The following is a 26,128-nucleotide window of genomic DNA, read 5'->3' as shown; positions in this document are numbered from 1 at the left end:
AGCAGCCGCACACCCCTGTCGGTCTGCCCTATCGTTCGGGCGCGGACGCCGCGTCCGCGGACGTAAAGTCCGGCAGAACGCCCATCTGCGCGAACATGCTGGTCATACCTACATGGCAGTTGAACTCCTGGACCTTGCCGTCGCGCACATACCAGAAGTCGGCGGTAGGGATGTCGAGCTTGGCCCCCGTCGGCTTGATCACGCCGGCAGGTGTCTCGAAGGCTCCGAGGAAGGTGCCTTGGATCGACAGCTCGATCGCGACGACGTCCCCGAGTACGTTGACCCGGTGCAGTTCCCGGTGAACGTCGGGAAGTAGCTTGCCCATCCAGACGACCACGTCGCCCAGGCGCTCACCCCGGTAGCTCTCCCGGGGAATCACACCGCCGATGCCGTTCATCACAGCGTCCTCAGCGAACAGGCTGACGAACCCCTGGACGTCCAGGACGTCACCCTCCGCCAAGTGGTACGCGCGGCGAACGAGTGCTTCGTTGCCGGTTGCCACAGTAATCTCCCATCGGGCGTCGATTCGGACGAGTCAAAGGCTCACCTCTGGGAGGGCGGGAGGCCATCACCGGATTCCGGTGATTCTCGAACGGCTTTGCCGAACACGCGGACACCTACGCCCGAGCACGTCGCCCATAACGAACGCGCCGATCGCGTCGGCCGGCCTCACCGTTCACCGCCCGGCCGGGTGCGCCGCCGGCTCCGGCCGCCAACGCCACTCGATCACTCGTCGTCCTGGTCCGTTCAGTCCGGCGGTCCCTGTCCCGCGGTGTGTCCTGTGTCAGGGCCACACCGGAGCAGGCGAGTACTCATCGCCGGAATCTGGCGGCTCACCCTGCATCGTTGACATCAGCATCTACGGCTGATAGCGAATTAATGGTGTCGCCCACCGTAGGCAAGCCAGCGCAGCTGCCCGGCCGGGACCTGAACGGCTCGCCCAGCCGACTGCGGCTCATCGACCGGGACGATCTGGTGGTCGCGCTCGACCAGGCATCGGCCGAGCCGGTGACGATCATCACCGCGCCGGCCGGCAGTGGGAAGTCGTCGCTGCTACGGGCCTGGGTAGACCGTCGCGACGAGGGGCACCGGCTCGCGCTCGTCCAGGTACAGCGCGATCAGCCGGACGCTCAGATCTTCTGGCTCGCCCTGCTGACGGCCGTGCGCGGCCTGTCCGATAATCCGGTCTCCGCGGAGCAGGCGACCGCGTCCCCTGATTTCAGCGGTGCGCTGACCGTGGACCGGATCCTGGAGGAGCTGGCCGGGCAGACCGACCGGGTCAGCCTGGTGATCGACGACGTCCACGAGCTGGCCTCGCCGCAGACCTACGCCGACCTGACCCGGCTGCTGAACGGCCTCCCACCCCACGTCCACGCCGTCCTGGCGACCCGCCGGGATCTGCCCCTGCGGCTGCACCGACTGCGGCTCGCTGGACAGTTGGCCGAGCTACGAGCGGCGGACCTGCGGTTCAGCGAGGCCGAGACGCGTGCATTGCTGACCGCGGCGGGCATCGATTTGTCGGACGCGGCCGTGTCGCGGCTGCACGAGCGCACGGAGGGCTGGGCCGCGGGTCTGCGGCTGGCCGCACTCTCGATGGCCGGACGCCCGGATCCGGAGCGCTTCGTCGCGGACTTCAGCGGCAGCAGCCGTACCGTCGCGGAGTACTTGGTGGCCGAGATGCTGGAGCGGCAGCCGGAGGAGGTGCAGAACCTGCTGCTGCGGACCTCGATCCTTCAGCGAGTCAACGGTGAGCTCGCCGACCTGCTCACCGGGCGTCCCGGCACCGAACGCATCCTGCTCGCGCTCGAGGACGCGAGCGCCTTCGTCGTCTCCCTGGACCCGGAGCGGACCTGGTTCCGCTACCACCACCTGCTCGCCGACCTGCTCCGTCTGGAGCTGCGCCGGATCCAGCCGGAGGAGGTGCCCATCCTGCACCGGCGGGCTGCCGCGTGGCTCACCGAGCACGGGCCTATCGCAGAGGCGGTACGGCACCTGCAGTCCGCCGGGGACTGGTCGGATGCCGCGGCGCTGCTCGCCGATCACTCGTTCGGCATGATGCTCGACGGCCAGGAAGAGACGATGCAGGCGCTGTTGGACGGCTTTGCGCAGCACGGCGGGACCAGCTTCCCGGAGTTGAGCCTCGTACGTACGACGGTCGACCTGGTCCACGGCCGCCTCGACGAGGCCGCCGCTCACCTGGCGGTCACCGATGCCCTTTCATCGTCCGCTCCCGAGCCGAGCCAGCGGCGGCTCCGCACGGCGATCGCATCGCTCAACCTGTCGCTGGCCCGGCGTCGCGGCGACCTCGCGGACGTCATGAAGCACGCCGAGTTCCTCGATTCGCCGCCCGGCGGGGACAGCGACGAGGAGATCGCCCTGGGCAGTGACCTGCGTGTGGTGGCGCTGATGAACCTTGGCACCGTGGAAGCCTGGGCGCTGAAGCACTCCGACGGCGCGCGCCATCTCCAGGAGGGCGCCGACCTGGCGCGGAAGATCGGCAGGCCCTATCTCGAGGTCGCCTGCCTGGCGCAGCTCGGATTCGCCTCGAAGCTGCCCGACTTCACCCTCTCCCGCAGGCGCTGCGAGCGGGCCATCGCCCTGGCCGAGGAGCACGGTTGGGATACCGCGTCGATCCTCGCCCCGGCCCTGGTCACCTTGGCCTGCTCGATGGTCTGGTCGGGCGAGTTCGACAGCGCCGAGCACACGCTCAAGCGTGCCGACGTCGCCCTCCAGGCCGACCGCGGACCGGGCATCGGGACGCTGCTTCACCTCGTCAAGGGGATGCTCCATGCCGGTCGCGGCCGAAAGCCCGAGGCCGCACAGGAGTTCGCCGAGGCGCACGCCCTGCAGTCGCGGCTTTCCAACCCGCACGCCCTGACGGGCTATGTGATCGGCTGGCTGGCCGCCACCCGCGCCCGACTCGGCTCGCCGGTCGAGGCACGCGCGATCCTCGACGCACTGGGCGCTCCGCTGAGCGACTCCGGAGAGATCCGCAATGCCCGGGCCGTGCTCCAACTGACGGAAGGCGATCCGGCGGCGGCACTGGCCGCAGTCTCCACAGTCATCGACGGGACGGTGCCCTCCCTCCATGTCGCCACCGTCGTCGAAGCCCAGGTCCTGGCCGCACTCGCCTACCGGGAGGTCGACGAGCCGCGCCGGGCCCAGCAGGCCGTCGAGCAGGCCCTCGCACTCGCCGAGCCCCAGCGGCTGGTCCTGCCCTTCGTGATGGCCGGCAGCGGGCACCTCCTTGAGGGCGTGCCGCGGAGTCGGTCGGCCCACGCCGCGCTGCTCACCGACGTCCTCGACGTCATCCACGGGTCGGCTCGGCCGACGAGCGCCTTGCCGCTGACGGCAGCCGAGGCGCTCAGCCCGACGGAACTGCGGGTCCTGCGCTACCTTCCGACCAACCTGTCGCGGCCCGAGATCGCCGGCGAGTTGTCCGTTTCGGTCAACACGGTCAACACGCATGTGCGCAAGATCTACGCCAAGCTCCAGGCCACCGATCGTTCGTCAGCGGTGCGGCGGGCCCGGGAGCTGCAGCTGCTGGCCGGTGGCGTCTCCCGGTAGCTGGTGTTCACCAGATCCTGGCGATGGCAGATCACCAGGCGGGAATCGAGCATCGAGGGCATGAGCGCAGAACCGGCCCTGTACACGATCCGCGTCGACGGCCTCCTCGGCGCCACTGTGCTGTCCGCGTTCCCCTCGCTGGCAGCCCAACATCAGGTCGCGCAGACCGTGATTGTCGGTTACCTCGATCGCTCAGGGCTGTACGGAGTGCTGTCGCAGCTTGAAATGCTCGGACTCGACGTGGTCGAGCTCAGCCGCGCCTGCCCGCCGAGCCCCTCGCCGGACTCCGGCTCATGACCTCCCGCATGACAGCCGCGGCGGCCGGTGAGCGTGCTGTACGCCCCGGCGTACCGGTTCGCTTCCGCGCTCTAGCATGAAACTAGAGGTTCGGCCCGATGTCCCACACCACCGGGTGAGGAGACCGCCATGTCGCAGCACGGCAGAGGTGGATTCGGTCAGTTGGGCGGTTCCCGGTATCTGCCGATCTCCGAGCACGGCCTGATCGGTGATCTGCGTACCGCCGCGCTCGTCGCCACTGACGGCACCATCGACTGGTACTGCTGCCCGCGCTTCGATGCGCCCAGCGTGTTCGCGTCCATACTCGACGCCGACCGGGGCGGCAGCTTCGAACTGTCCGCGGACGTGCCGGCCCGTACCCGGCAGTTCTATTTCCCCGACACCAATGTCCTGATCACGCGGTTCTTCGCCGCGGACGGGGTGGCGGAGATCCAGGACTTCATGCCCGTCGTTGACGAGTCCCGCGAGGCGGACCGCCACCGGCTGATCCGGCGCGTTGTCTGTGTCCGCGGAGTGCTCCCGTTCCGGGCGAAGGTCGCCCCGCGCTTCGGTTACGGGACCGAGGCGCACACCGTGGAACTCGAGGGCGGCCACGCGGTGTTCCGCTCCCCCTCGCTGTCCATGGCGCTGACCGCCACCGCGCCGATCGAGACCGACGGCGTGGACGTGTCGTCGCACTTCAAGCTGGTGGAGGGCGAGTCCAGGGTGTTCGCCCTCGACCGGGTGAGCGCCGATGTCATCCCGCGTGCCTGTCCAAGTTGGGAGGCGGAGCAGCAGTTCGAGGCGACGGTCCGGTTCTGGCGCCACTGGCTGTCCCGCTCGCAGTACCACGGGCGGTGGCGGGAGATGGTGCATCGCTCGGCCCTGGTTCTGAAGCTGCTCACCTACGCGCCCACTGGCGCGATCGTCGCCGCGCCGACCACCAGCCTGCCCGAGCAGATCGGCGGCGAGCGCAACTGGGACTACCGCTACGTCTGGGTGCGCGACGCGGCCTTCTGTACCTATGCCATGCTCCGCCTGGGCTTCACCTCGGAGGCCGAGGCGTTCATGGGCTTCATCTCCGAGCACGGGATCATGCGGGGCACCAAGGAGACCGGCCCGCTGCAGATCATGTACGGCATCGACGGGCGCCGCGACCTGCCCGAGTACGAGCTGCCCCACTTCGAGGGTTACCTCGGGTCCGCGCCGGTGCGGGTGGGGAACGCCGCCACCGGGCAGCTCCAGCTGGACATCTATGGCGCGCTGATCGACTCCATCTATCTCTACGACAAGTGGGGGCAGCCGGTCAGCAGCGGTCACTGGGACGAGGTCGGCGCCGTGGCGGACTGGCTCTGCGAGCACTGGGACCAGCCCGACGAGGGGGTCTGGGAGACCCGCGCCGGCCGGCGCGACTTCGTGTACTCGCGGCTGATGTGCTGGGTCGCGCTGGAACGGGCGATCCGGATGGCGAACCGGCGTGGGCTCCCTGCCGACCTGCCCCGCTGGCGGCGGTCCCGCGACGCGATCTACCGGCAGATCATGGATCGCGGCTGGTCGGCCGAGCGCGGCGCATTCGTCCAGGGGCTGGACGACAAGGTACTCGACGCGTCCCTGCTGATGATGCCGATGGCCAAGTTCATCTCGCCCACCGACCCCAAGTGGCTCTCCACCCTGGATGTGCTCACCTCGGATCTGGTCTCCGACTCCTTGGTGTACCGCTACGACCCGGCGGCCAGTCCGGACGGACTTCGGGGCTCCGAGGGCACTTTCTCGATCTGCTCTTTCTGGTACGTCGAGGCGCTGGCCCGGGCGAGCCGGCTGGAGGAGGCCCGGCTGGCCTTCGAGAAGATGCTCACCTATGCCAACCATGTCGGCCTGTTCGCCGAGGAGATCGACCGGACCGGCGAACAACTCGGCAACTTCCCCCAGGCGTTCACCCATCTCTCGCTGATCAGCGCCGCCTTCAATCTGGACCGCGCCCTGGGCTGACGGTGGCATCGCAGGTGTCGGCGCCGACTTCGCGATCCTGACCCAACTGGCCATGGTGGCCTGCGGACTCGGCGTGTCACTTGTGCCGAACGCATTCCGCGCATCGCCGCGGACTGTCCTCGCTGACGCGCGCCCCTGAAGTGCTGAAGTCGGGTGTCGCCCAGATCACCCTCCCGTCCCGCGTTGACCTGGTGCGGCGAATCACTGGGATCCGGTGACGACCTCTCACCTTGCCGGCCGTGAGCCTGGGCCCATCACGAAGGCTCGCACGGCCGCCAGGGACGTGCTCCGAGGCCCAGGGAGATACCGTGCCATCACCAGCCTCCGGCGCAGACGGCGCCGCCGACCCTCCCGAATACGCGACCATCCCGCAGTCGGAGCCGGGTCCGCAATCCGCGACCGGGCGCACCACGGCCCGCGGAGGCAACCGTCGCCTCGGCCTGGCTCTGCTGGTCATTGCCACCGCCCAGCTCATGGTCGTGCTCGACTCCACCATCGTCAATGTGGCGTTGCCGCAAGTACAGAGTGCGCTTGGCTTTTCCGGCAGCGGCCTGCAGTGGGTGGTGAACGCCTACGCAGTCACCTTCGGCGGCCTGTTGCTGCTAGGCGGCCGCGCCGGTGACATTCTTGGCCGACGGCGGGTCTTCGTCTTCGGGCTGCTGCTGTTCTCCACGGCGTCCCTGCTCGGCGGGTTCGCCACCAGCGAGTGGTGGCTGCTCACCGCGAGGGCTGTACAGGGCATGGGCGGCGCGGTGATCGCGCCGACCGCGCTGGCGCTGATCACCTCCAACTTTCCCGAAGGCGGGGAACGTAACAGGGCGTTCGGCATCTACGCCGCGATGGCGGGCGCCGGCAGCGCGGTGGGCCTGTTGCTGGGCGGCATCCTGACCACGTATGTGTCATGGCGGTGGGTGATGTTCGTCAACGTCCCGATCGGGATCCTGGTGGCGGCCACGGCGCCGCGCGTGCTTGCCGAATCGCCCCGCAGGCCGGGCCGGATCGACGTGGCCGGCGCGGTCGCCGGGACCGGCGGTGTCGCGCTGCTCGTCTACGGCCTGTCCCAGGCTGCCGCCGGGGCCGACGGAGTGTCGCACTGGGGCGACGCGCAGGTGCTGGCATCGCTGACCGCTTCCGTAGCGCTGCTCGTCTCGTTCGTCTGGATCGAAAGGCGCAGCCCCCACCCGCTGCTCCCGATGCGGGTGCTCGCCGATCGGAACAGGTCGGGTGCCAACCTGATCATGCTGTGCATCGCCACCGCGCTGTTCGGCCTGTTCTTCTTCCTCACCCTCTTCATGCAGACCGTGCTCGGCTACAGCGCGATCCGGTCGGGCATCGCCTATCTGCCGTTCGCCATCGGGGTCGTGATCGCTTCCGCGCTGGCCTCGCGGCTGATGGCGCGGCTCGGCGCCCGGCCCACGATTCTGGCCGGCGCCGCCGCGGTCGCGGGCGGGACATTCTGGTTCTCCCGGCTGACCGAACACTCCAGTTACGTTGACGCGTTGCTCGGTCCGCTGCTCGTGACCTCGTTCGGGCTCGGCCTTGTGTTCGTCCCGCTGTCCCTGGTGTCCCTGCACAACGTGGCCGAGCGGGACTCCGGTGTCGCCTCCAGCCTGCTCAACGCCGGCCAGCAGGTCGGCGGGGCGATCGGGCTGGCACTGCTCGGCACCGTCGCCTGGACCGCCGTCGCGAACAGCGTCAGGAGTCAGGGCGCGCAGGTTGGCACCGCCCCGCCTGAATCCATCTACAACCACGCCCTGGCAGTCGGCTTTTCCCGTGGATTCGCTGTCGCAGCGGGGGTCGCACTGCTCGCCTTCCTCATCGCGATCGCCACCATCCGGGTCAGCCGCCAGGAATTGACCGGTGCCGTTCCCGAACCTCAACAGGCCGCACCGCAGCCCGAGGCTGTGCAGCGGCATGAGGAACGGGTCTCTTTCGCCAAGGCGGCCCGTCCTTGCCGGTACTGCTAGCCGACCGGGTCAGGCTCTCATCGTGACAGGAGACAGAGTCAACGTGGCGACGCGAAGAGCGCTGGTGCAGTGGTCGCTGCCGACGCGTTCCTCGCCGCAGCGGCACTGCTGGTCGGGATCACCGTGAACGAACCGCGCCGCCTGCTCCACGTCCTGATCATCGAGCCCGACCGCCGCATCGACGTGACCACCTGGTGCATCGGCCGCCGCCTATACCAGGCCGTCACACCCATCAAACCCTCGCCGAACGTCGAAACAGATCTCCGGGACGAATACCCGGCGCCGCGGGCGAGGTTACGCCCTGCGTTGCGCGAATCACCTTAATCCGGTGATGCCTCCTCACCTGCCAGGCGGCAAGACTCACAGTGGTCCGCCCGGCAGGGAGTTTCAGCAGCGAATTGACATGGGCGAGCCCTCCCGGGCTACGGCCGGGCGAATGTTCCAGCCGAGGAGAGGTTCACTGTGAGCGCCGAACAGCGAGGGAACCTTGACGCAATCCTGCGGCAGTCGGCCTTCCCCGTTGACAGCGATGTCAGCGAACAGCGGCGGCAGCTCCGGGAGCTGCTGTCGGGGCAGCCACTGCCCGCCGATGTGACCGTGACCGCGGCCGAACTGGGCGGCGTCCACACCGCTGAGGTCACGGTCGACGGAGTACAACCGCGGCACGTCGTTCTGTACCTCCATGGCGGCGTTTACGTCCTGGGGGACGCCTTCGGCGCCGCTGACCTGGCCTCGCAGATCGGGCGGCGGATCGGCGCCAAGGTCTTCTCCGTCGACTACCGGCTGGCCCCCGAGGACCCGTATCCAGCAGCGGTGGACGACGCTCTGGCAGCCTACGAAGCCCTCCTGCATGACGGTATCGCTCCCTCGGACGTTGTCTTCGCGGGGGAATCGGCCGGCGGCGGGCTCGCCGTCGCCACCCTGGTCAACGCCCGTGATCGCGGGTTGCCTCTGCCGGCCGCGGCCTATGCCATGTCTCCGTATGCCGATCTCACCCTGGCCGGGGCGAGCATGGAAACCAAGCGCGAGGCCGACCCGCTGATGAGCCGGGAGCTCCTCCAGGCCCGAGTCGGCGACTATGCGGCGGGAAAGGACGCCGCTGTCGGCTTGATCAGCCCGATCTTCGCGGACCTGTCCGGCCTGCCGCCCCTGATCATCCAGGTCGGAACCCACGAGGTGCTCCTCGACGACGCCGTACGCCTCGCCGGTGTGGCGGCCACCGCGGACGTAGAGGTCACTCTCGACATCACCCCCGGGGTCCCTCACGTCTTCCAGACCTATCACGCGATCCTCGACGAAGCCGCCGCGGCGCTGGACAGGGCGGGACAGCTCCTGTCGGCGCGTCTCGCCCGCACACAACCACCCGGTCCCACCGCACGCACCGGGATCGTGAACGACAGGAGTTCGACATGAGCGAAACGCTCGATTGGAACGCGAAGACCATCGCGGAGTTCCGGGCGAACGAGGGCAGGGTCGGCGGGGTTTTCGAGGGCGCTCCACTGGCCCTGGTGCATCACCGTGGCCGCAAAAGCGGGCGCCAATACGTCACCCCGATGATGTATCTCCCGCACGACACCGAGCCGGACATCATCTACGTCTTCGCAACCAAGGGCGGAGCACCCACCAACCCGGACTGGTACCACAACCTGACCACCACCGGTGACGGAGTCATCGAACGCGGAACCGCGACATACCAGGCGACCGTCCGCGAATTGACCGGCACCGAACGCGACCGCATCTACGCCGAGCAAGCACGGCGCCACCCCGGCTTCGCCGAATACGAACAACAAACGGCTGGAGTCCGCACCATCCCCGTGCTCGAACTCAGCCGGGCATAGCCCTACGTCCAACGCCCGCCCGTCCATCTGAGCCAAGACCCCTGCGCGTCGGAGAGGAGAGATCATGCCAAAGGCGGTTAGGTACGACGAGTTCGGCGGGATCGACGTGTTGCGAGTCGACGAGGTGGAACGCCCGCTGCCCGGGGACGGGCAGGTCCTCGTACGCGTGAAGGCTGCCGGCATCAACCCCAGCGAGGCGGTCATCCGCACGGGGGCGGTGGCGGACATGTTCCCGTCGACGTTCCCGTCCGGGCAGGGCAGCGACCTCGCCGGGGTCATCGAGGAGGTCGGCGCCGGTCTCAACGGATTCCGGCCCGGTGACGAGGTGATCGGGTTCAGCAACAAGCGCGCCTCCCAGGCCGAGTTGGTCCTGGTCGAGGCCGGCAACCTCACGCCCAAGCCGGAGAAGGTCTCTTGGGAGGTGGCCGGCGGCCTGTACGTCGTTGGCGTGACCGCTTGGGGGGCGGTACACGCCGTCCACCCCAAGGAGGGCGAGACCGTCGTTGTCTCCGGAGCCGCTGGAGGAGTCGGCTCGCTCGCCGTCCAACTCGCTCGCCGTACCGGGGCCACGGTCATCGGCCTGGCGAGCGAGCACAACCACGAGTGGCTGAAGAGCCACGGCGTGATCCCGGTCGCGTACGGTGACGGCGTCGAGGACCGGATCAGGGCGACCACGCCCGGCGGTGTGGACGCCTTCATCGACACCTACGGCGACGGGTACGTCGAGTTGGCTCTCGCCCTCGGCGTGGCGGCCGAGCGGATCGACACCATCGCCGACTTCGCGGCCGCCAAGAGGCATGGGGTGAAGACTGACGGTGGAACAGCGGCCGGGCCGGGCGCCAAAGTACTCGCCGAGCTGGCCGGCCTGATCGCCGACGGACACCTCAACGTACCGATCGCGCACGTCTACCCGCTGGCACAAGTCCGCGAGGCATATACCGACCTCGAACGCCGCCATACCCACGGCAAGATCGTCCTCAGGCCCTGACGGGACCGCCCTGCCCCTCACGGACGGGCAGGGCCCCTGCCCCCATCCAGGGGCCAAGCTCAGGGCGAGCGCACCAAGAAGTCGCCGAGTGCGACCGCAACGTCTTCGTCATCTCTGAGCGGCCTCCCTCACGGAGGTCTACGCGTGTCCACCGCCGGACCAGAAACGTTGAGGGTCAGCGCAGAACGAGCAGGACGGCCAGGGCGATGAGCAGCGAATCGATCCGGTCCAGCAGGCCGCCGGATCCTGGCAGCCAGCGGCCTGCGTCCTTGGCCTGCGCACCTCGCTTGACCATGGATTCGAGAAGGTCACCGGCCGGTCCGCCGACCGCCGCCGCCACTGCCATCGGCCAGCTCAGGGCGGACAGCACGGCGAGCACACCAAGGCCGGCCGCGGCCCCAGCCAGAGTTCCGCTCCACCGCTTGGCCGGCGACAGTGGCGAAAGGCGCGGCCCGCCCAGGCGTTGGCCGGCGAAGTACGCCACGATGTCGGCGACCGAGACCGCCACGAACAGCGCGAGGGCACCCGCCCCAAGTACCACCAGCGCGGCCAGCACACTCAGCCAGGCGAGTCCCAGCAGGCCGGCGCCGAGCCGGCGCAGACCATCGTCGGCGTCACCGGCCAGGAGCGGCACCGCGGCCACCGCGAGCGCCCCGATCCCGACCGCCCGGAGCTCCTGACCGGGCGCCAGCCAGGCGGCAAGGACCACGCCTGTCACCGCTGCGGCCAGCACGGCCCGGTCCGCCTTGCCAAGACGCATCAGCCCGCCGAACTCCATCGCCGCGATCACCCCGACCAGGATGGCGAGAGCCGCGGCGCCCGGGCGGCCCCACCAGAACGCGGCGGTGACCAGCGGTACTCCCACCGCCCACGCGCACCACCGCACCCGCAGCTCTCGGCGCTGGGACGCCGCCACCGCGATGCCGCCAAGGGCCAACGCCCCACCGAGGTAAGGCGCCAGAGAGGCCGTGGTGATCACCGAGCGGATCCGGCGGAGGGAACGCTCTCAGCCATCGAAACGAGCGAGGCCGAACGCGACGGCCGCAGTACGTCCAGGGCGGCCCGACAGGCGGCCACGATGCGCGCGTTCTCGGCGGTGTCCTTGACCGCGATCCGCACGGTGCGCCCCTCGTACTCCGACGACATCGGCGACAGGTCGCGCAGGTATACGTTGTGGCGACGGCACTCGTTCACCAGTTGTGCGGCGCTGGGCCCGCCGGACGGCAGGGTCACGGTGAGGAAGTTCGCCACGGCCTCCTCGACCACCACGGTCTCGTCAAGACCGCCCAGGGCTGCGGCCAGCTGCCCGCGCAGCGCGTGGGTGCGCAGCCAGCAGTCGCTGTAGTACGCCGGGGCGCGCAGTGCTGCCACCGCGGCCAGCTGCGCCGGAAGGCTGACCGGCCAGGGCGGCGTCCATCGGCGCAACCGCTCCGCGGTGTCCGGCTCGGCCACCAAGTACGCCGCCCGCATGCCGGACAGCGCGTACATCTTGGACAGCGAAGTGCAGACCACGACCCGCGGGTCCGTCGCGGCGAGGCCGGCGAGCGACTCGGTCGGATCGACATAGCCCAGGTACGCCTCGTCGATCCACCAGCGGGTTCGATCCGGCGCCGTCGCGATCACCGAACGCAGCTCAGCGGCCGGTGCGTGGCGTCCGGTCGGGTTGTTCGGGTTGACCAATACCACGAGGTCGTAGCGGCCCGACCCGACGACAGCGGACAACCGGGCGGGATCGATCCGCCAGCCCTCTTCGCGGCGCAGCCGGAACCGGTCCACCCGGCATCCGATCACTCTTTCTGTGACGTGGGCGTACTCGCCATAGCCCGGGTCCATCAGCAGCACCCTGCTCTCCCGGGTCAGCCACTGGCCGAACGCCCTGAAGATCAAGTCGGAGGAACCCGCGCCGACTGCGAGCGTCCGCGCGGGCAGCGCACGGGCCGTGGCGGTCTCCGCCAACAAGCCCTCCGCGCCGGTCGGCGGCGAGGTCCGGGCGGCCCAGGCCGGATCTTCCGTGAGCGCCGCCCGCACCCCGGGGGCCGGCGGGAACCAGGCGTCCAACACGTCGGCCGCGACCACCTGATGGCGACGGTGCAGGCTGCGGAAATCCGTGCCGATGGCGGTGAAGGAGGCTCCTCCGTGCTCGCAGCCGTCCGGCCGTGGTGCGAACGCCGCGTCAAGCCGCCAGTCGACTTCGGACTCCAGACGCTCCAACGTGGTGCGGTAGCGGTCCATCGTGAGCTTCGTCAGCTCGGCCACGCCGCCCGTCAGGACCTCGAACGTCACCGCACCGCTGTGGACGGTATGGCCGACCGGGCGCAGGCCGACCGCCAGGTACATGCCGAGCAGCTCGGTGAGCCCCATCGCCACCACCCGGCGACCGCCCCGGGCAGCGATCCAGCGCAGCGCCGCATACATCAGCAGCGGCGCCGCCGCCGTGGTCCGCCAGCGGGGCTCGACGGTGAGGATGCGCACCTCGAACAGATCATCCTCGGCCAACAGCGGCAGTTCGTCGTGGGTCAGGTATTTCTCCAGCGCGTACCGCCCCAGCCAGGGCGGCGTCAGGCTGACGAAGCCGATCCGAGCGGTTCCCCGCGCCGCGACAAGGTAGACGTTGTCGCCGTCAAGTCCGTCGCGAAGCCTGCCGGTCGGATCCGGCACGTGCTGTCCCAACTCCTGCGCGTACACCCGGTGACGCAGTTCGTGGATCCACTCAAGATCCTCCGGAGTGGCAGCACGCAGCTGCAGGTCACGACCCATGAGCACCTCTTTCGACGCAGGATGGGGGGGCCGTTGCATCATGGGGAAAGCGGATCGGCCGCGACAGGGCCAAGCAACCCAGCCAGCCTGAGTACGCGCACTCAGGCCCAGGAGCCTCCCGTGCACTCCCCCCGCAAAGATCAGTGGCAGCGATCACCAAGGACGATCTTCGTTGCCGCGTCATCGGCGGTCCGAACACTTCCATCGCGTTCTGCGGGCAGGATCGCCGCGACACGGATCAAAGAGGGCAGGCGGCCCGGCGCGCTTGAACCACCACCGTGTGTGCTGTGGGGCTCGGCAGAATCCACAAGGGCTCGCCGACTCCGCCCAAGGGTGCACAAGCTGCCCTACTGAGCGGTGCAGGCCGCACGGCGCCAGCTGTTCCCGCTCCTGCTGCACGCGGTGCTGTTCGGGCCCGACTACGCCGAGCGGGATCTGGCCGCGGCGATGCGGCAACTCACGCGGCAGGTCTATGAACTGACGGCACGTCAGGTTACGCTCCGGCGCATGACTTCCACGGTGGTCTGGGGCACCGGGAACGTGGGACGCGCGGCGATCCGAGCCGTCGACGCCCACCCCGGGCTCGAACTCTGCGGCGTGCTCGTGCACGACCCCGCCAAGGACGGCCGCGACGCGGGCGACCTGGCCGGGCTCGACCACGCCCTTGGTGTCACCGCGACGACGGACGTCGACGCGGTGCTCGCGGCCCGGCCCGGCGCCGTCTTCTACGCGGCCTCCGGCGAACTGCGCCCCGACGAGGCCCTCGACGACATCTGCCGCGCCCTGCGCGCCGGTGCCGTCGTCGTCTCCCCGGCCCTCTATCCGCTGTACGACCACCGCAGCGCACCGCCGGACTTCACGGACCCGGTGCGCGCGGCGATCGCGGCGGGCGGCGGCTCGCTGTTCGTGTCCGGCGTCGACCCCGGCTGGGCCAACGACGTACTGCCCCTGCTGGTCAGCGGTCTCGGCACCCGCGTCGACGTGCTGCGCTGCCAGGAGATCTTCGACTACTCGACGTACGACCAGGAGGACTCGGTACGCCATCTCGTCGGCATGGGACACCCCATGGAGTACGAGCCCCTGATGCTGGCGGAGTCCATACCGACGATGGTGTGGGGCGGACAGCTGAGACTGGTGGCGCGGGCGCTCGGGGTCGAACTCGACGAGATCCGCGAGACATTGGAGCGTCGGCCCCTGGAGAGCGACGTCACGACGGCGGCCATGGGCGACTTCGCCGCGGGCACCCAGGGCGCGGTCCGCTTCGAGGTGCAGGGCGTCGTGGACGGCGAGGTGCGCATCGTCGTCGAGCACGTGACCCGGATCCATCCGTCCTGTGCGCCCGACTGGCCGGTGCCGCCAGGCGGCGGGGCCGGCGCGCACCGGGTGATCGTCGAGGGCCTCCCCCGCATCGAGGTCACCGTCCAGGCCACCGACGAGGGCGGCAACCACGCGGCGGGCGGCAACGCGACCGCCGTCGGGCGCCTCATCGGCGCGATCGACTGGCTTCTGGCCGCGCCCCCCGGACTCTACGACGCGCTCGACGTGCCCGTGTCCCCTGCCGTCGGCCGACTCGGAAGGAAGCAGCCATGAGCGAAGCAGCCATGAGGATCGACATACCTGACGGCCAGGAACCCATCCCGTACGTGTGGGGCGAGATGGTGCCCGGCATCGGGCCCGCGGCGGCGCAGTTCTCCATGGCCGTGTACGACCACTCGTCCCTGGGGCTGAGGGAGTTCGAGGCCGCGCGGCTGCGGATCGCGCAGATCAACGGGTGTCTGTTCTGCCTGGACTGGCGCACCGAGCGGGACGGCGAGAAGGTCGAGGAGTCGTTCATCGACGCCGTCGAGGGCTGGCGCGAGACCGACGCGTTCGACGAGCGGACCCGGCTCGCCGCCGAGTACGCGGAGCGCTACGCCGTCGACCACCACGGCCTGGACGAGGAGTTCTGGAAGCGGATGACCGCCCGCTACAGCCAGGCCGAGATCGTGGAGCTGAGCATGGCCATCGGCTCCTGGCTGGCCTTCGGGCGGCTCAACCACGTGTTGGGGCTCGACGCGGTGTGCGTCCTGCCCAAGCCGTGAACCACCCCCGGGCGGCCGCGACTTGGGCAGGTCGCGGCCGTCACAGGTCAGTGGCGACGATCTTGGCGATATTGCGCTCGGCGAGCGCCGTGATCGTCACGAACGGGTTGACGCTGGTGTTGCCCGGGATCAGCGCGCCGTCGATGACGTAGAGGCCCTGATAGCCGTACAGGCGGCCGTAGTTGTCGGTCGCCTTGTTCAGCACGGCGCCGCCCAGCGGGTGGTACGTGAGGTGGTCGCCCCAGATCTTGTACGTACCGAACAGGTCGGTGCGGTAGATCGTGCCCTCCTTCGCGTTGATCTTGTCGAAGATGGTCTTGGCCGCGTCGATCCCCGACTGCTTCCACGCCGTCTGCCAGTTCAGGTCCACGCCGCCGGACGTCGGGTTGTACGTGAACTCGGCCCGGTGCGGGTTCTTCGTGATGGACAGATAGAAGGACGCGTACGTCTCGATGCCGGTCGGCAGCGGCGCCACCTCGGCGAAGGCGCCGCCTGCGGCCCAGTTGTCGATGCCGCCGGTGGGGATCGACGCCTGGAGCGAACCGGTCGGGTCCCACAGGTGGTTGGCGCGCCCGCACATGACGTTGCCGTTGTCGCCCCAGCCCTTGCCGATCTCGCCGTTGAGCGCGGACAGTGCGCCGGTCGCCTTGAGCCTGGTGAGGAGCTTGCTGGTGCCGACGCTGCCCGCGGCGAAGAAGACCCGGTCCGCGGTGACCTCCTTGGTGGCGGTGACGGCTCCGGTGGTGTCGAACTGGTCGATGCGCACGGTGTAGCCGCCGCCGGCGGCCGGGGCGACCGAAGTGACCTTGTGCAGCGGGGAGATGGCGACCTTGCCGGTGGCCGTGGCCCGCGCGAGGTGGGTCTTCTGCAGTGACTTCTTGCCGTAGTTGTTGCCGTAGAGGATCTCCCCCGCGAGCGCCGACTTCGGCACCGTCCCCGCGGCCTCCTGCTTCATGTAGTCCCAGTCGTACACGTCGGGGACGAACACGAACGGGAAGCCCGAACGCTGGGCGTGCTTACGGCCGACGCGCGCGTACTGGTAGCACTCGGCCGACTCGAACCAGTTCGGGTCGATGGTGGCGACGCCGAGCCCCGCGTTGGCGCGCGGGTAGTACGTGCCGTACATCTCGCCCGCGTCGACGGAGGGCAGGATCGCCGCGAAGTTCTCCCGCTTGGGTGTGACGGCCATGCCGCCGTTGACCAGGGAGCCGCCGCCGACGCCGCGGCCCTGGTAGACGGTGATGCCGGCGAAGCCCTCGGCGTCCAGGATCCCGGTGTACTTCGGGATGTCCTTGTCGATCGGGAAGCCGAGGAAGTTGCTCAGAGGCTGCTTCGTTCTGGTTCTCAGCCAGAAGGATCTGTTGTCGGGCTTGGTGGTGTTGGCGAAGATCTTGCCGTCGGATCCCGGGGTGTCCCAGGCCATGCCCATCTCCACCATCTGCACGGCGACGCCGGCCTCTGCGAGCCGGAGCGCGGCCACGGAGCCGCCGTACCCGGTGCCGATGACGAGGGCGGGCAGGTGTGCCCCGTCGACGACGGGGGCGACGGCCGCCGCGGTGGTGCGGTCGGCCGCGGCGGCGTGACCACTGAGCGCCACGGCACCGAGAAGAGAACTTGTTCCTGCGAGGAAGCCTCGGCGGGAGATCCCGTTACGGGCCACTTCAGGGCGGGTTGAGTCGGTCATTGCGGGTTCCTCACTCTCGACGGAATGGGAACGAGTTCTACTGTTGATCGCCAATCAAGTCGATGCATACCGATAGGTAACGTGCGTCCAATTCACGCCAACTTCTCCCGATCTTGGACGCCGACCTGGGAGCCGATCTTGTGCGTCGATTGGATCATGTGCGCGCGGGCCCGGCCGGTGAGCGCCGCAGTAGACCGCCCGGGTGGCTGATCGCATCGTTTGGGCCACCGGCTGTTACCGATTGGCGGTCGCGGGATAGGCCCGCAGCATCACTCCCTGCACGAGGAGCACACATCATGCGTATCCGAGTTGCCGCCGCCACCCTGGCCGCCGCTGCCATCATCCTGGGGAGCGCCCCTACCGCGCTCGCGGGCGACGGCCCGCTCGTCAGCACTGAGACGACATGGGGCACGGGCGTGCAGGTCGACAGGGTGATCAGCCTCCTTGCGACGCTCACCGGTATCCCCTTCCAGTGAACCCTTTTCCAACCTGCCGGTTCTGACCACGAGTTGGACCGTCCTGCGCCCCTCCACCCGTCCTCGATGATCTGTCCAGCCCTACCTTGCGGTTCCTGACACGCGGGGCGCCAGACATGCGCCCCGCGGCACACTCGGTCAGTCCACGAGCTCCGTCAGCGCCACCGACTCCCCCGGCTTCAAGGTGACGGTCATGCTGCGGCCGCCCGCGGTGACCGTGGCCTCGCGGCCTCCGACGCTGTGCAGGGTCGCCCGCCGTACGCGACCCCGTTCCCAGGACATGTCGACGGTGAAGCCGCCGCGCGCTCCCGCCCCCTTGAGTGAGCCGGACGCGGACCATGCCTCGGGGAGGGCCGGGAGGAGTTCGATGGTGCCGGGCCGGGAGTAGACGAGCATCTCCAACATGGCGGTGGGAGTACCGAGGTTGGCGTCGATCTGGAAGATGGCGCGGGTGTCGGAGACCCGGTACATGTCGAAGAAGTTCATCGCCGTGCCGGTGTCGCTGCCCGCCCATGGCTTCAGGTTCGTCAGGAGCAGCTGGTACGCCTTGTCGGCGTCCTTGAGCCGTGCCCAGCACGCCGCCCGCCAGGCGCAGGCCCAGCCGTAGCTCTCCATGCCGCGGGCGGTGAGGAGTGCCGTCGCGCCCTTGAGGATCTCGGGGTCACCGGCGTCGGGACGGATGCGGTCGCCGGGGAACAGGTTGATGAGCGGGGAGAGATGACGGTGGGTGGTCTCGCCGAGGTCGTCCTCGCTCATCCACTCCTCCAGCCGGCCGGACTTCGGGCTGACCTTCGGGAGATAGAGGCGGTCCCTCAACTTTCCTATGGCCGCGGCGTGTTCGACGTCGCGGTCGAGGGTGCGGCAGGCCTCTCCGTAGTGGCCGAAGAGGGACCACAGGAGTTCCTGGGTGTACGTGATGCCGCGCGCGTCCTGCGGGCCCTGCTCGGGCGACCAGTCGTGGTCGTCGATCAGGACTTCGCGGCCGTCGACCGTCGTGGTGATGAGGCGTGCCTCCCAGAACTCACAGGCGCCCTTCAGCAGCGGCATGATCCGCGCGAGGTACGCGGCATCCTGCGTGAACTCGTAGTGCTCGTAGAGGGATTCGCACAGCCAGGCGTTGCCTGCCGGATGCCACCACCAGCCGTTGCCGCCGTTCGGGTTGGTGGAGAAGGCGACGGTCCAGCCCGCGACCTTCTCCGAGGTGTTGCGGTAGCGGTTGCGGGAGTCCTGGAACCGCTCCTGGGTGACCGCGCTCCAGGCCGGCAGCTGGGCCAGACAGTAGTCGGCGAACGCGGGGAAGGTGTCACCGAGGCCGGCCCGGTCGGACAGCCAGTAGTTCATCTGGATGTTGATGTCGGTGTGGTAATCGCCCATCCAGTCCGGCGTGTTGCCCTCCAGCCACAGCCCCTGCAGGCCCATGGGCAGCCCGTCGCGCGAGCCGCAGATGGTCAGGTAGCGGGCGAACTGGAGGTAGCTCGCCTCCAGTTCCGGGTCAGGCGTGGCCCCTTCGGCGGCGCGCTCCGTGAGCCGGGACCAGGTGTCGAGCTTGCGCTGGCTCCGGGAGGAGGAACCGAGGTCGAGCGTGAGCCGGTCGTAGCGCTTGCGGTAGTCGGCGACGTGGGTGTCCCGCAGCGTCTTGCCCGAACTCTCCGCCGCCGAGGCGGCCTTGGACTCTGCGAGGCGCAGCGGGTCGACGCCCGGGGCGCGGTAGCCGGCGGCGTGGTCCGGGGCGTAGTCGGTGCCGCCGCTGATCACGACCACGACCTCGGTGCAGTCGGTGAAGGTGACGCGACTGCCCGTGGCCCTGATCGTGCCGTCGCCGGTGGCGGTGACAGCGGCCGCGTAGCGCAGTTCGTTGGCGAAGGCGGCGCTGAACGAGGCGAGGTGGCGGGCGGCGTCCGGGGTGGTCGTCTCACCGTGCGTACCGGACAGGACGAGGCTGCCGGTGAGCGCGCCGCCGCCGCTCTGGCTGAGTCTGATGATGAGGGCGTCGTCGGGGGCGCTGACGAACATCTCCCTGACGTAGCGCACCTTGCCCTTGGTGTACGCCGTGGTGACCAGGCCATTGCTCAGGTCGAGGGTGCGGCGGTAGCCGGTGACTGCGGCAGGGGCGTGTCCCGGCATGCTCAGGGTGGCGCGGGCCAGGAGCGTCAGGCTGCCGAAGTCGTCGCGGCCGTAGGGGAATTGGCCGTCGCCGTCGAGCGTGGTGTTCGCGCCGCCGGTCCACATGGAGGCATCGGTGACGTGGAACAACTCACTGTCGGGGGCACCGCCGACGAGGGCGCCGAGGCGGCCGTTGCCGAGCGGCAGCCCTTGTTCGATGAGGCGGTCCTCGTCGGCGGGCGCGGGGTACCAGAGGGTGGTCGCCTCGCCGTCGGGGACGAGCGGGGAGGTGGTGGGGCGGTTCGGCGCGGCCTGGGCCGTGAAGGCGGGCAGGGCGCTCAGGGCGAAGGCGGCGCCGAGGCCGAGGAGTGTGCGGCGGGACGGGCTGGTGCTCATGTGCGGGTCCTTCCGTGGGCCCGCCGGGTCCCGCATGCGGCGCGGGACCCGGCGGGCATCGTCTGGGGATCTGGAGCCCTTCTGACGGATCTTGCTGGAGGCGCGGGGGCTGGCACGCACTCCCCCAAGCTCGGCCGGGCGACGCTATTTTCGAGACACGCCCTACGACAGCTTGATCAGCCGGGAGCCGTGAGCCGGTACGGACGGTGCGGTCCAACTCCCCTTGAAGGAGCCGAGGTTCTCGCGGGCGACGACGTCACGCAGCCGCTGCGGGCCGTGCAGGTCCAGGTCCTTGAAGTTCACACTGATGTCGGTGGCCGAGGAGCCGAGGTTGTACACCGCCAGGTAGGTGTCCTTGCCGATGTTCTTCGTCCACACCTGCGTGTCGCCGGAGCGGAGCTGCTTCGGCAGGACGGCGGCCTGGTCGACGGCGATGACCTCGGGGTTGGTGAGGATGGCCTTGGCCTTGTCGTCGAGGAAGTAGATGTCGCCGCCGACGTAGAGCGGGGAGGACGCCATCGACCAGAAGGTCATGACACTCTGCCGTTCGGTGTCGTTGATGCCGTCCTGCAGGCCGCTGCCGGAGTTGTTGTTGATCGGCATGGAGTCGAGGTCACCGAAGTAGCTGGGGGCGGACAGCTTGGGCAGCCACTTGGGCAGGTCGCTCCAGCGGTCGTCCACGGAGCTGGTCCAGGTGCTGGTGGTCTCGCAGTAGCACTCGATGTCGGTGTCGACGCGGACGCCGTTCGCGTGGGGCCGCAGGCCGTCTCCGGCCTCCAGGTCGACGGGCCAGGCGCTCGCGGAAAGCCACATCTTGCGGCCGCTGTGGTCGATGGCGGTGGACCAGGCCTTGATATCCTCGACGTTGTCCTTCGTCACGCCGTCGATCTTGATGAAGTCGACGTTCCAGGAGGCGTAGCGGGCGACGATGGAGTCGATGTAGTCCTGGGCGCAGGGGTTGCTGTAGTCGATCTTCCAGCTGCCGCCCCACTTGTTGGTCGGGGTCAGCGGCTTGACCGCGATGTCCTGGGCATGACAGTCGGTGCCGAGGATGGGCGCGTTCTTGTCGTACACCTCCCTTTCCAGTCCCGCGGCGCCGTACAGGCCGAGCTTGAGGCCCTTGCCGTGGACGTAGTCGGAGAGCGAGGCCATGCCGCTGGGGAAGCGGTCCTTGTCGGCGTTCGGGATGCCGTTGGCGTCGGTGTGGAAGTTCCAGTCGTAGTCGAAGTTCCAGCCCGCGTCGATGTTCAGGTTCTTGTAGCCGGACGAGGCCAGCTTGCTGCTGAGCGCGTCCGCGGCGTTCTTGATGTTCCCCTCGTTCAGCCAGCGGGTCCCGTAGTCGGGGTGCGAGGACGACTCCACGCTCCAGCTGGACCAGCCCATGAACGGCTTGACGTACGGGGTCTTCGCCTCGGCCGTGCCGGTGGACAGGGTGAGGGCGAGGGGCAGTGCGCAGGCGGCGGCGAGAGACGCGCGCCGGAACGATCTGGTCACGGGAAGTACCTCCGGGAGAAGGGAGTTCAGGACTTGAGACCGGACATCGCGATGCCCTGGACGATGTGGCGCTGGGCGACCAGGAACATGATCACGAGAGGGAGGATCGCCACGACCGTGCCCGCGAACAGCTCGGGCAGATTGACGGTCTGGGACGTGAGGAAGCTGGAGAGCGCGATCTGCACGGTCCAGCTGTCCGGGTCCTGGCCGATCATGAGCGGCCAGAGGAAGGAGTTCCACGCCTCGATGAAGGACAGCGCCCCGAGGGAGGCGATCATCGTGACCGAGTTGGGCAGGATGATCCGTCCGTAGACGCCGAGGTAGCTGAGGCCGTCGATGCGGCCCGCCTCCTCGATCTCGGCGGGGAAGGAAAGGTAGAAGCTGCGGAAGAGGACGACCGCGAACGCGTTGAACAGGCCTGGCGCGATCAGTCCCCACATCGTGTTGACGCCGCCCATGGAGCCGACCACGACGAACGTGGGCAGGAAGGTCACCGCCTGCGGGATCATCAGCGTACCGACGATCAGCGCGAGGACGATCCCCCGGCCCGGCACCTTGATGCGGGCCAGCGCGTACCCCGCCATCGAGGCGAGCAGCGTCGACACCGGGGCCGAAATCACCGCGATCACCAGGGAGTTGACGATCGACCGGCCGAACGGCCGCTCCGGGTTGTCGAACAGGGACGTGAAGTTGTCCAGGCTGAGGGAGGACGGCAGCCAGTGCCAGTCGGTGGCGGTGACCTCCGGCGTCGTCATGAAGGCGTTGCGCAGCAGGACGTAGAACGGGATGAGGAAGACCACGGCCATCAGGCACAGGCCCAGGTAGGTGACGGCGGAGCCGAGGACGCCGCCTCGCATACGGTTCATGGATCAGTCCTTGTCGCGGGAGAACCCGAGGATCCGGCCCTGGAGGAGCGTGACCAGGACGATCAGGAGGGTGAGCAGGAAGGCTCCGGCCGAGCCGACGCCGTAGTCCTGGTCCTGGAGTGCGACGCCGTACAGGTGCATGAGGGGCGTGCGCACGGGCTCGCTGCCGAGCGAGGCGCCGGTGGAGAAGATCGCGTAGAACTCGTCGAAGGCCTGGAGCGCGGCGATGAGCATCAGCAGGAGGATGGCGACCGAGGTGTTGCGCAGCATGGGGAAGGTGATGCTGCGGAAGGTGCGCCAGGGTCCTGCGCCATCGAGGGACGCGGCTTCGTAGAGGTGCGGTGGGATGGACTGGAGCCCGGCGATGAAGAGGATCATGTAGAGGCCGACCTGCAGCCACAGGCGCAGCGTGACGAGCACGATCCAGTACAGGGGTGGGCTCTGCGTCTGGATCCAGGGCGTGGCGTCGGCGCCGAAGAGGGCGCCGAGCGTGTTCGCGAGGCCGGACGGCACGCCGCTGAACAGGGCCATCTTCCAGATCATCGCGGCGGCGACATAACTGACCGCGGCGGGCAGCAGGAAGGCCGTGCGGAAGAAGGCCCGGCCGCGCCGAACCCGGTTGACGAGGACGGCGAGGCCCAGGGACGCGGCGAAGGTGACGGGCACGATGAGCGCCGTGAACAGGACGATCGTCGTGAGCGAGTCACGGAACCGCTCGTCGCTCAGCAGGTCCTTGTAGTTGTCGAGGCCGACCCACTTCCCGAGGGAGATCGTGCGGCGGGCCTCGCTGAAGCTGAGCAGGAAGCTCCAGCCGATGGCGACGTAACGGAAGAGGCCGAGGCCGAGCAGCATCGGCGCGGTGAGGACGGCGAAGGCGAGGGCCTTCGACTGTCGCTCGGTCAGCCGCCGACGGCGCGGCGCCGAGGCGGGCGCCGGCCGGGCCGCACTCCTGCGGCTCTTGCCACTCTTGCGCAAGGGCGTGGTGCCGGTGACGGTCACGACGGTCAGCCCATCTGCTTGTCGAGGTCGGACTGCGCCTTGGACTGGGCCTTCTTGAGGGTCTTCTCCGGCGCGGCCCCCTTGGCGATGTCGGACGCGGCGGCGATGAACTCGGCCTGCATAGCCTGTGTCCACTCGGCCGGGAAGGAGATGCCGTACTTGGTGCCGATGGTGACGGCGTCCTTCGCCGGCCCCTTGCTCAACTCCGGTGTCTTGGCGGCCACTTCGGTCTGCGGCGGCACATGGAAGCCGTACTTGACGGCCCAGTCGATCTGGATGTCGGCCTGCTTGATCCACAGCCATTGGAGGTACTTCTTGGCCTCCGCGACGTGCTTGCTCTTGGCGTTCACCGCCTGCGTCCAGCCGCCGAGCCGGGCGACGGGCTTCCCTGCGGAGTCGTACGCGGGCCAGGGCGCGACCCCGAAGTCGTCGCCGAGCTCCTTCTCGACGGTGGGCAACGCCCACAGGCCGCACCACTGCATGGCGGTGGCGCCCTGGGTGAAGGCCCCCGCGTCGTACCAGTCGGTGGTGAAGCCGAGCAGCACCGACTTGTCGGCGTGCAGATCGCGCAGGCCGCCGATGGACCGGGCGGCGTCGGCGTAGACGACCTTCTTCCCGTCGATGAGGTCCTTGCCCTGCGACCAGGCGAGAAGGTACGGGCTGTCACCGACGCCGTCGTTGCCTACGAAGAGGCCCTTCACGTCGCCGTCGGTCAACTTCTTTGCCGCGTCGGTGAGTTCGGCGAAGGTGGTGGGCACGCTGACGCCCGCCTTCTTCAGCATCGACTTGCGGTAGAAGAGCATCATGATGTCGTCGATGGTCTTCATGCCGTAGATCTTGCCGTCGACGGTGAGGTAGTCGAGGTCCGCCTTGACGAAGCCGCTCTTGGCGGCGCCGTACACGTCGTCGAGGGGTTCGAGCTGTCCCTTGCGGGCCATCTCGGCCCGGAAGTCGCCGAGTTCGAAGACATCGGGGGCGTCGGCGCCGAGCAGGGCGGCGTTCAGCTTGGTCTCGTACTGGGAGGTGTCGGCGCCCCAGACGACGTTGACCGCGATGTCCGGGTTGTCCTTGGTGAACTCCTCGGCGTACCGCTTCACCGCGGCCTGGGTACCCTCTTCCCCGTACTGGTGGTACCACTGCGTGAGCGTGACCTTGGCGCCCTTGGCGGACGCGGCCTCCTGCGGGTTGCTGGAGCACGCGACGGCGGCGCCCGCGACGAACAGCAGCGAGGTGCCGAGGAATCCCCGGCGGGACAGGGCGGAACTGGCAGTCATGACAGGGTCCTTCCGGGGACAACGATGTGCGAGCGGCAGAACGGTGGGGCCGGGCTGGGTTCAGGCGGGTCAGGCAGGTCAGGCAGGTCAGGCAGGTCAGGCGGGTCAGGCAGGTCAGGCAGGTCAGGCGGGTCAGGCGGGTCAGGCGGGTCAGGCGGCGAAGAGTGACTGGATGCTGACGGCGGCGGCCCCGCGCGCCCACTCCTCCCAGGGCAGCGGGCGCACCACGAGCGGGCAGCGGGCGGCGGCCCCGAAGGCCTGAGTGGTGAAGGCGGCGCGGATCTGCTCCTCGAAGAGGTCGTACGCCGCCACTCCCTCACCGGAGACGACGACCCGCTCGGGCCCGACCAGGTTGACCATGGCCGCGAGGCCGAGCCCGATGGCCTTGCCCGCCTCGTCGAACACGGCGCGCACGGCGGCGTCCCCACCGTGGGCGCGGTCGATCGCCCCGGCCATGTCGAGCTCCGGATCACCCGCCGCGCGCCGGGCGCGGGTGACGATGGCCTCCTCGGAAGCGATGGCCTCCACGCAGCCGCGGGCGCCGCAGTGGCAGTCGGGACCGTCCCCGGAGGCGACCGGGATATGGCCGATCTCGCCGGCCACCCCGTAACCTCCGGTCACCAGACGGCCGTTGACGACGAGTGCGCAGCCGATGCCGACTCCTACCGTGGCGAGCGCGAAGGAGTCCGCGCCCACTCCTTCACCGAACCACTGCTCGGCGACGGTCAGTGCCTTGACGTCGTTCTCGACGGTGACCGCCAACCCCGTTGCCTCGCCGACCAGTTCAGCCAGCGGGACGTCGTGCCAGCCGAGGAACGGCGAGTAGCGCACGACGCCGCCCGGCCGGTCCACGTCGCCGGATACGGACACCCCGATGTGGTGGGTCCGCTCGGCGTGTGCGGGGGTCAGCTCCGCGACGAGTACGGCGATGTCGCGCACGACCTGCTCGACCGACCGGTCGATCACCGGGATCCGGTGAGCGGCACGGACGACTTGTGCCCTCAAGTCGGTGACCACACCGATGAGTTCGTCGGCCGTGACCTTGACGCCCACGAAGAACTCACGGTCGGCGCGGACCGCGAGGGGACGCGCGGGACGGCCCGCGCCCTCGATGGTCCGTGGCCCTTGCGGCAGTTCCTCCAGGTACCCGGATTCGATCATCGGCTTGACCGCCTTGGTGACCGCGGCGGAAGAGAGACCCGTGATGCGGGCGATCTCCGGGCGGACGACCGGACCACGCGTGAGCACCGTCGTGAACACCGTGTTGGCCGCCGGAGACGCGAGCAGCCTTGCTCGGTTCAGCAACATGGAGGCAACGTAGGGGCAATAATTTCCTTCGTCAATATTTAAATTCAAGGAGTTCGGATCTAGGC

The 26,128-nt window shown here is 69.0% G+C and carries 21 protein-coding genes; 11 read left to right on the top strand and 10 right to left on the bottom strand.

Going from position 1 to position 26,128, the window contains the following annotated elements:
- Positions 1-28 precede the first annotated feature (28 nt).
- A complete protein-coding gene (locus OKJ99_RS05560; RefSeq protein ID WP_326014614.1) occupies positions 29-502 on the bottom strand; it encodes a nuclear transport factor 2 family protein in 474 nt (157 codons plus the stop codon).
- A 380-nt stretch (positions 503-882) separates the two neighbouring features.
- On the opposite strand from OKJ99_RS05560, the gene OKJ99_RS05555 reads away from it, so the two are divergent.
- The 8 genes from OKJ99_RS05555 to OKJ99_RS05520 all read left to right on the top strand — a co-directional run bounded on the left by OKJ99_RS05555 (position 883) and on the right by OKJ99_RS05520 (position 10,625).
- A complete protein-coding gene (locus tag OKJ99_RS05555) occupies positions 883-3,567 on the top strand; it encodes a LuxR C-terminal-related transcriptional regulator (protein WP_326014613.1) in 2,685 nt (894 codons plus the stop codon).
- A gap of 60 nt (positions 3,568-3,627) precedes the next feature.
- Positions 3,628-3,864, top strand: coding sequence for a hypothetical protein (locus OKJ99_RS05550; protein WP_326014612.1), 237 nt, complete (start codon positions 3,628-3,630; stop codon positions 3,862-3,864).
- Positions 3,865-3,993: 129 nt separating this feature from the next.
- Positions 3,994-5,832, top strand: a complete 1,839-nt coding sequence (locus tag OKJ99_RS05545; RefSeq protein ID WP_326014611.1) for a glycoside hydrolase family 15 protein — start codon at positions 3,994-3,996, stop codon at positions 5,830-5,832.
- A 308-nt stretch (positions 5,833-6,140) separates the two neighbouring features.
- Entirely contained in the window at positions 6,141-7,799 is a 1,659-nt protein-coding gene (locus tag OKJ99_RS05540) for an MFS transporter (RefSeq protein ID WP_326014610.1), read from the top strand.
- A 69-nt stretch (positions 7,800-7,868) separates the two neighbouring features.
- Positions 7,869-8,123, top strand: a complete 255-nt coding sequence (locus OKJ99_RS05535; RefSeq protein ID WP_326014609.1) for a hypothetical protein — start codon at positions 7,869-7,871, stop codon at positions 8,121-8,123.
- Positions 8,124-8,261: 138 nt separating this feature from the next.
- Positions 8,262-9,212, top strand: coding sequence for an alpha/beta hydrolase (locus OKJ99_RS05530; protein WP_326014608.1), 951 nt, complete (start codon positions 8,262-8,264; stop codon positions 9,210-9,212).
- Complete coding sequence (locus tag OKJ99_RS05525; protein ID WP_326014607.1) at positions 9,209-9,637, top strand: nitroreductase family deazaflavin-dependent oxidoreductase; 429 nt, start codon at positions 9,209-9,211, stop codon at positions 9,635-9,637. Before OKJ99_RS05530 ends, OKJ99_RS05525 begins: the two co-directional genes overlap by 4 nt.
- Before the next feature lie 64 nt (positions 9,638-9,701).
- Entirely contained in the window at positions 9,702-10,625 is a 924-nt protein-coding gene (locus OKJ99_RS05520; protein WP_326014606.1) for an NADP-dependent oxidoreductase, read from the top strand.
- 175 nt (positions 10,626-10,800) lie between these two features.
- Here OKJ99_RS05520 and OKJ99_RS05515 read toward each other — a convergent pair whose 3' ends face one another.
- Positions 10,801-11,604, bottom strand: coding sequence for a phosphatidate cytidylyltransferase (locus OKJ99_RS05515; protein WP_326014605.1), 804 nt, complete (start codon positions 11,602-11,604; stop codon positions 10,801-10,803).
- Positions 11,601-13,382, bottom strand: a complete 1,782-nt coding sequence (locus tag OKJ99_RS05510; RefSeq protein ID WP_326014604.1) for a histidinol-phosphate aminotransferase family protein — start codon at positions 13,380-13,382, stop codon at positions 11,601-11,603. Before OKJ99_RS05510 ends, OKJ99_RS05515 begins: the two co-directional genes overlap by 4 nt.
- Before the next feature lie 507 nt (positions 13,383-13,889).
- Between OKJ99_RS05510 and OKJ99_RS05505 the strand changes: the two genes are divergently transcribed.
- Together OKJ99_RS05505 and OKJ99_RS05500 are read left to right on the top strand one after the other, a co-directional pair.
- On the top strand, positions 13,890-14,972 hold the full coding sequence (locus tag OKJ99_RS05505; protein ID WP_326014632.1) for an NAD(P)H-dependent amine dehydrogenase family protein: 1,083 nt from the start codon (positions 13,890-13,892) through the stop codon (positions 14,970-14,972).
- 11 nt (positions 14,973-14,983) lie between these two features.
- The gene (locus OKJ99_RS05500; RefSeq protein ID WP_326014631.1) at positions 14,984-15,463 is read left to right on the top strand and encodes a carboxymuconolactone decarboxylase family protein; all 480 of its coding nucleotides are present in this window, start codon (positions 14,984-14,986) and stop codon (positions 15,461-15,463) included.
- 40 nt (positions 15,464-15,503) lie between these two features.
- On the opposite strand, the gene OKJ99_RS05495 is transcribed toward OKJ99_RS05500, so the two are convergent.
- Positions 15,504-17,147 (bottom strand): GMC oxidoreductase, encoded by a 1,644-nt coding sequence (locus tag OKJ99_RS05495; protein WP_326014603.1) that lies wholly within the window; start codon positions 17,145-17,147, stop codon positions 15,504-15,506.
- A 296-nt stretch (positions 17,148-17,443) separates the two neighbouring features.
- Between OKJ99_RS05495 and OKJ99_RS05490 the strand changes: the two genes are divergently transcribed.
- A complete protein-coding gene (locus tag OKJ99_RS05490; protein WP_326014602.1) occupies positions 17,444-17,623 on the top strand; it encodes a hypothetical protein in 180 nt (59 codons plus the stop codon).
- Between the two features lie 138 nt (positions 17,624-17,761).
- On the opposite strand, the gene OKJ99_RS05485 is transcribed toward OKJ99_RS05490, so the two are convergent.
- The 6 genes from OKJ99_RS05485 to OKJ99_RS05460 all read right to left on the bottom strand — a co-directional run bounded on the left by OKJ99_RS05485 (position 17,762) and on the right by OKJ99_RS05460 (position 26,063).
- Positions 17,762-20,122, bottom strand: a complete 2,361-nt coding sequence (locus OKJ99_RS05485; protein ID WP_326014601.1) for a glycosyl hydrolase family 95 catalytic domain-containing protein — start codon at positions 20,120-20,122, stop codon at positions 17,762-17,764.
- Positions 20,123-20,284: 162 nt separating this feature from the next.
- Complete coding sequence (locus OKJ99_RS05480; RefSeq protein ID WP_326014600.1) at positions 20,285-21,616, bottom strand: glycoside hydrolase family 27 protein; 1,332 nt, start codon at positions 21,614-21,616, stop codon at positions 20,285-20,287.
- A 26-nt stretch (positions 21,617-21,642) separates the two neighbouring features.
- On the bottom strand, positions 21,643-22,482 hold the full coding sequence (locus OKJ99_RS05475) for a carbohydrate ABC transporter permease (RefSeq protein ID WP_326014599.1): 840 nt from the start codon (positions 22,480-22,482) through the stop codon (positions 21,643-21,645).
- 3 nt (positions 22,483-22,485) lie between these two features.
- Positions 22,486-23,481, bottom strand: coding sequence for a carbohydrate ABC transporter permease (locus OKJ99_RS05470; RefSeq protein WP_326014598.1), 996 nt, complete (start codon positions 23,479-23,481; stop codon positions 22,486-22,488).
- Between the two features lie 5 nt (positions 23,482-23,486).
- Positions 23,487-24,755, bottom strand: coding sequence for an ABC transporter substrate-binding protein (locus OKJ99_RS05465; protein WP_326014597.1), 1,269 nt, complete (start codon positions 24,753-24,755; stop codon positions 23,487-23,489).
- Positions 24,756-24,905: 150 nt separating this feature from the next.
- Positions 24,906-26,063: an ROK family protein gene (locus OKJ99_RS05460; protein WP_326014596.1), complete on the bottom strand. Its 1,158-nt coding sequence runs from the start codon at positions 26,061-26,063 to the stop codon at positions 24,906-24,908.
- Positions 26,064-26,128 lie beyond the last annotated feature (65 nt).

The sequence above is a fragment of the Streptomyces endophyticus genome (genome assembly GCF_035798155.1).
GTDB lineage: Bacteria > Actinomycetota > Actinomycetes > Streptomycetales > Streptomycetaceae > Streptomyces > Streptomyces endophyticus.
This window is presented reverse-complemented; position numbering and strand designations above follow the sequence as displayed.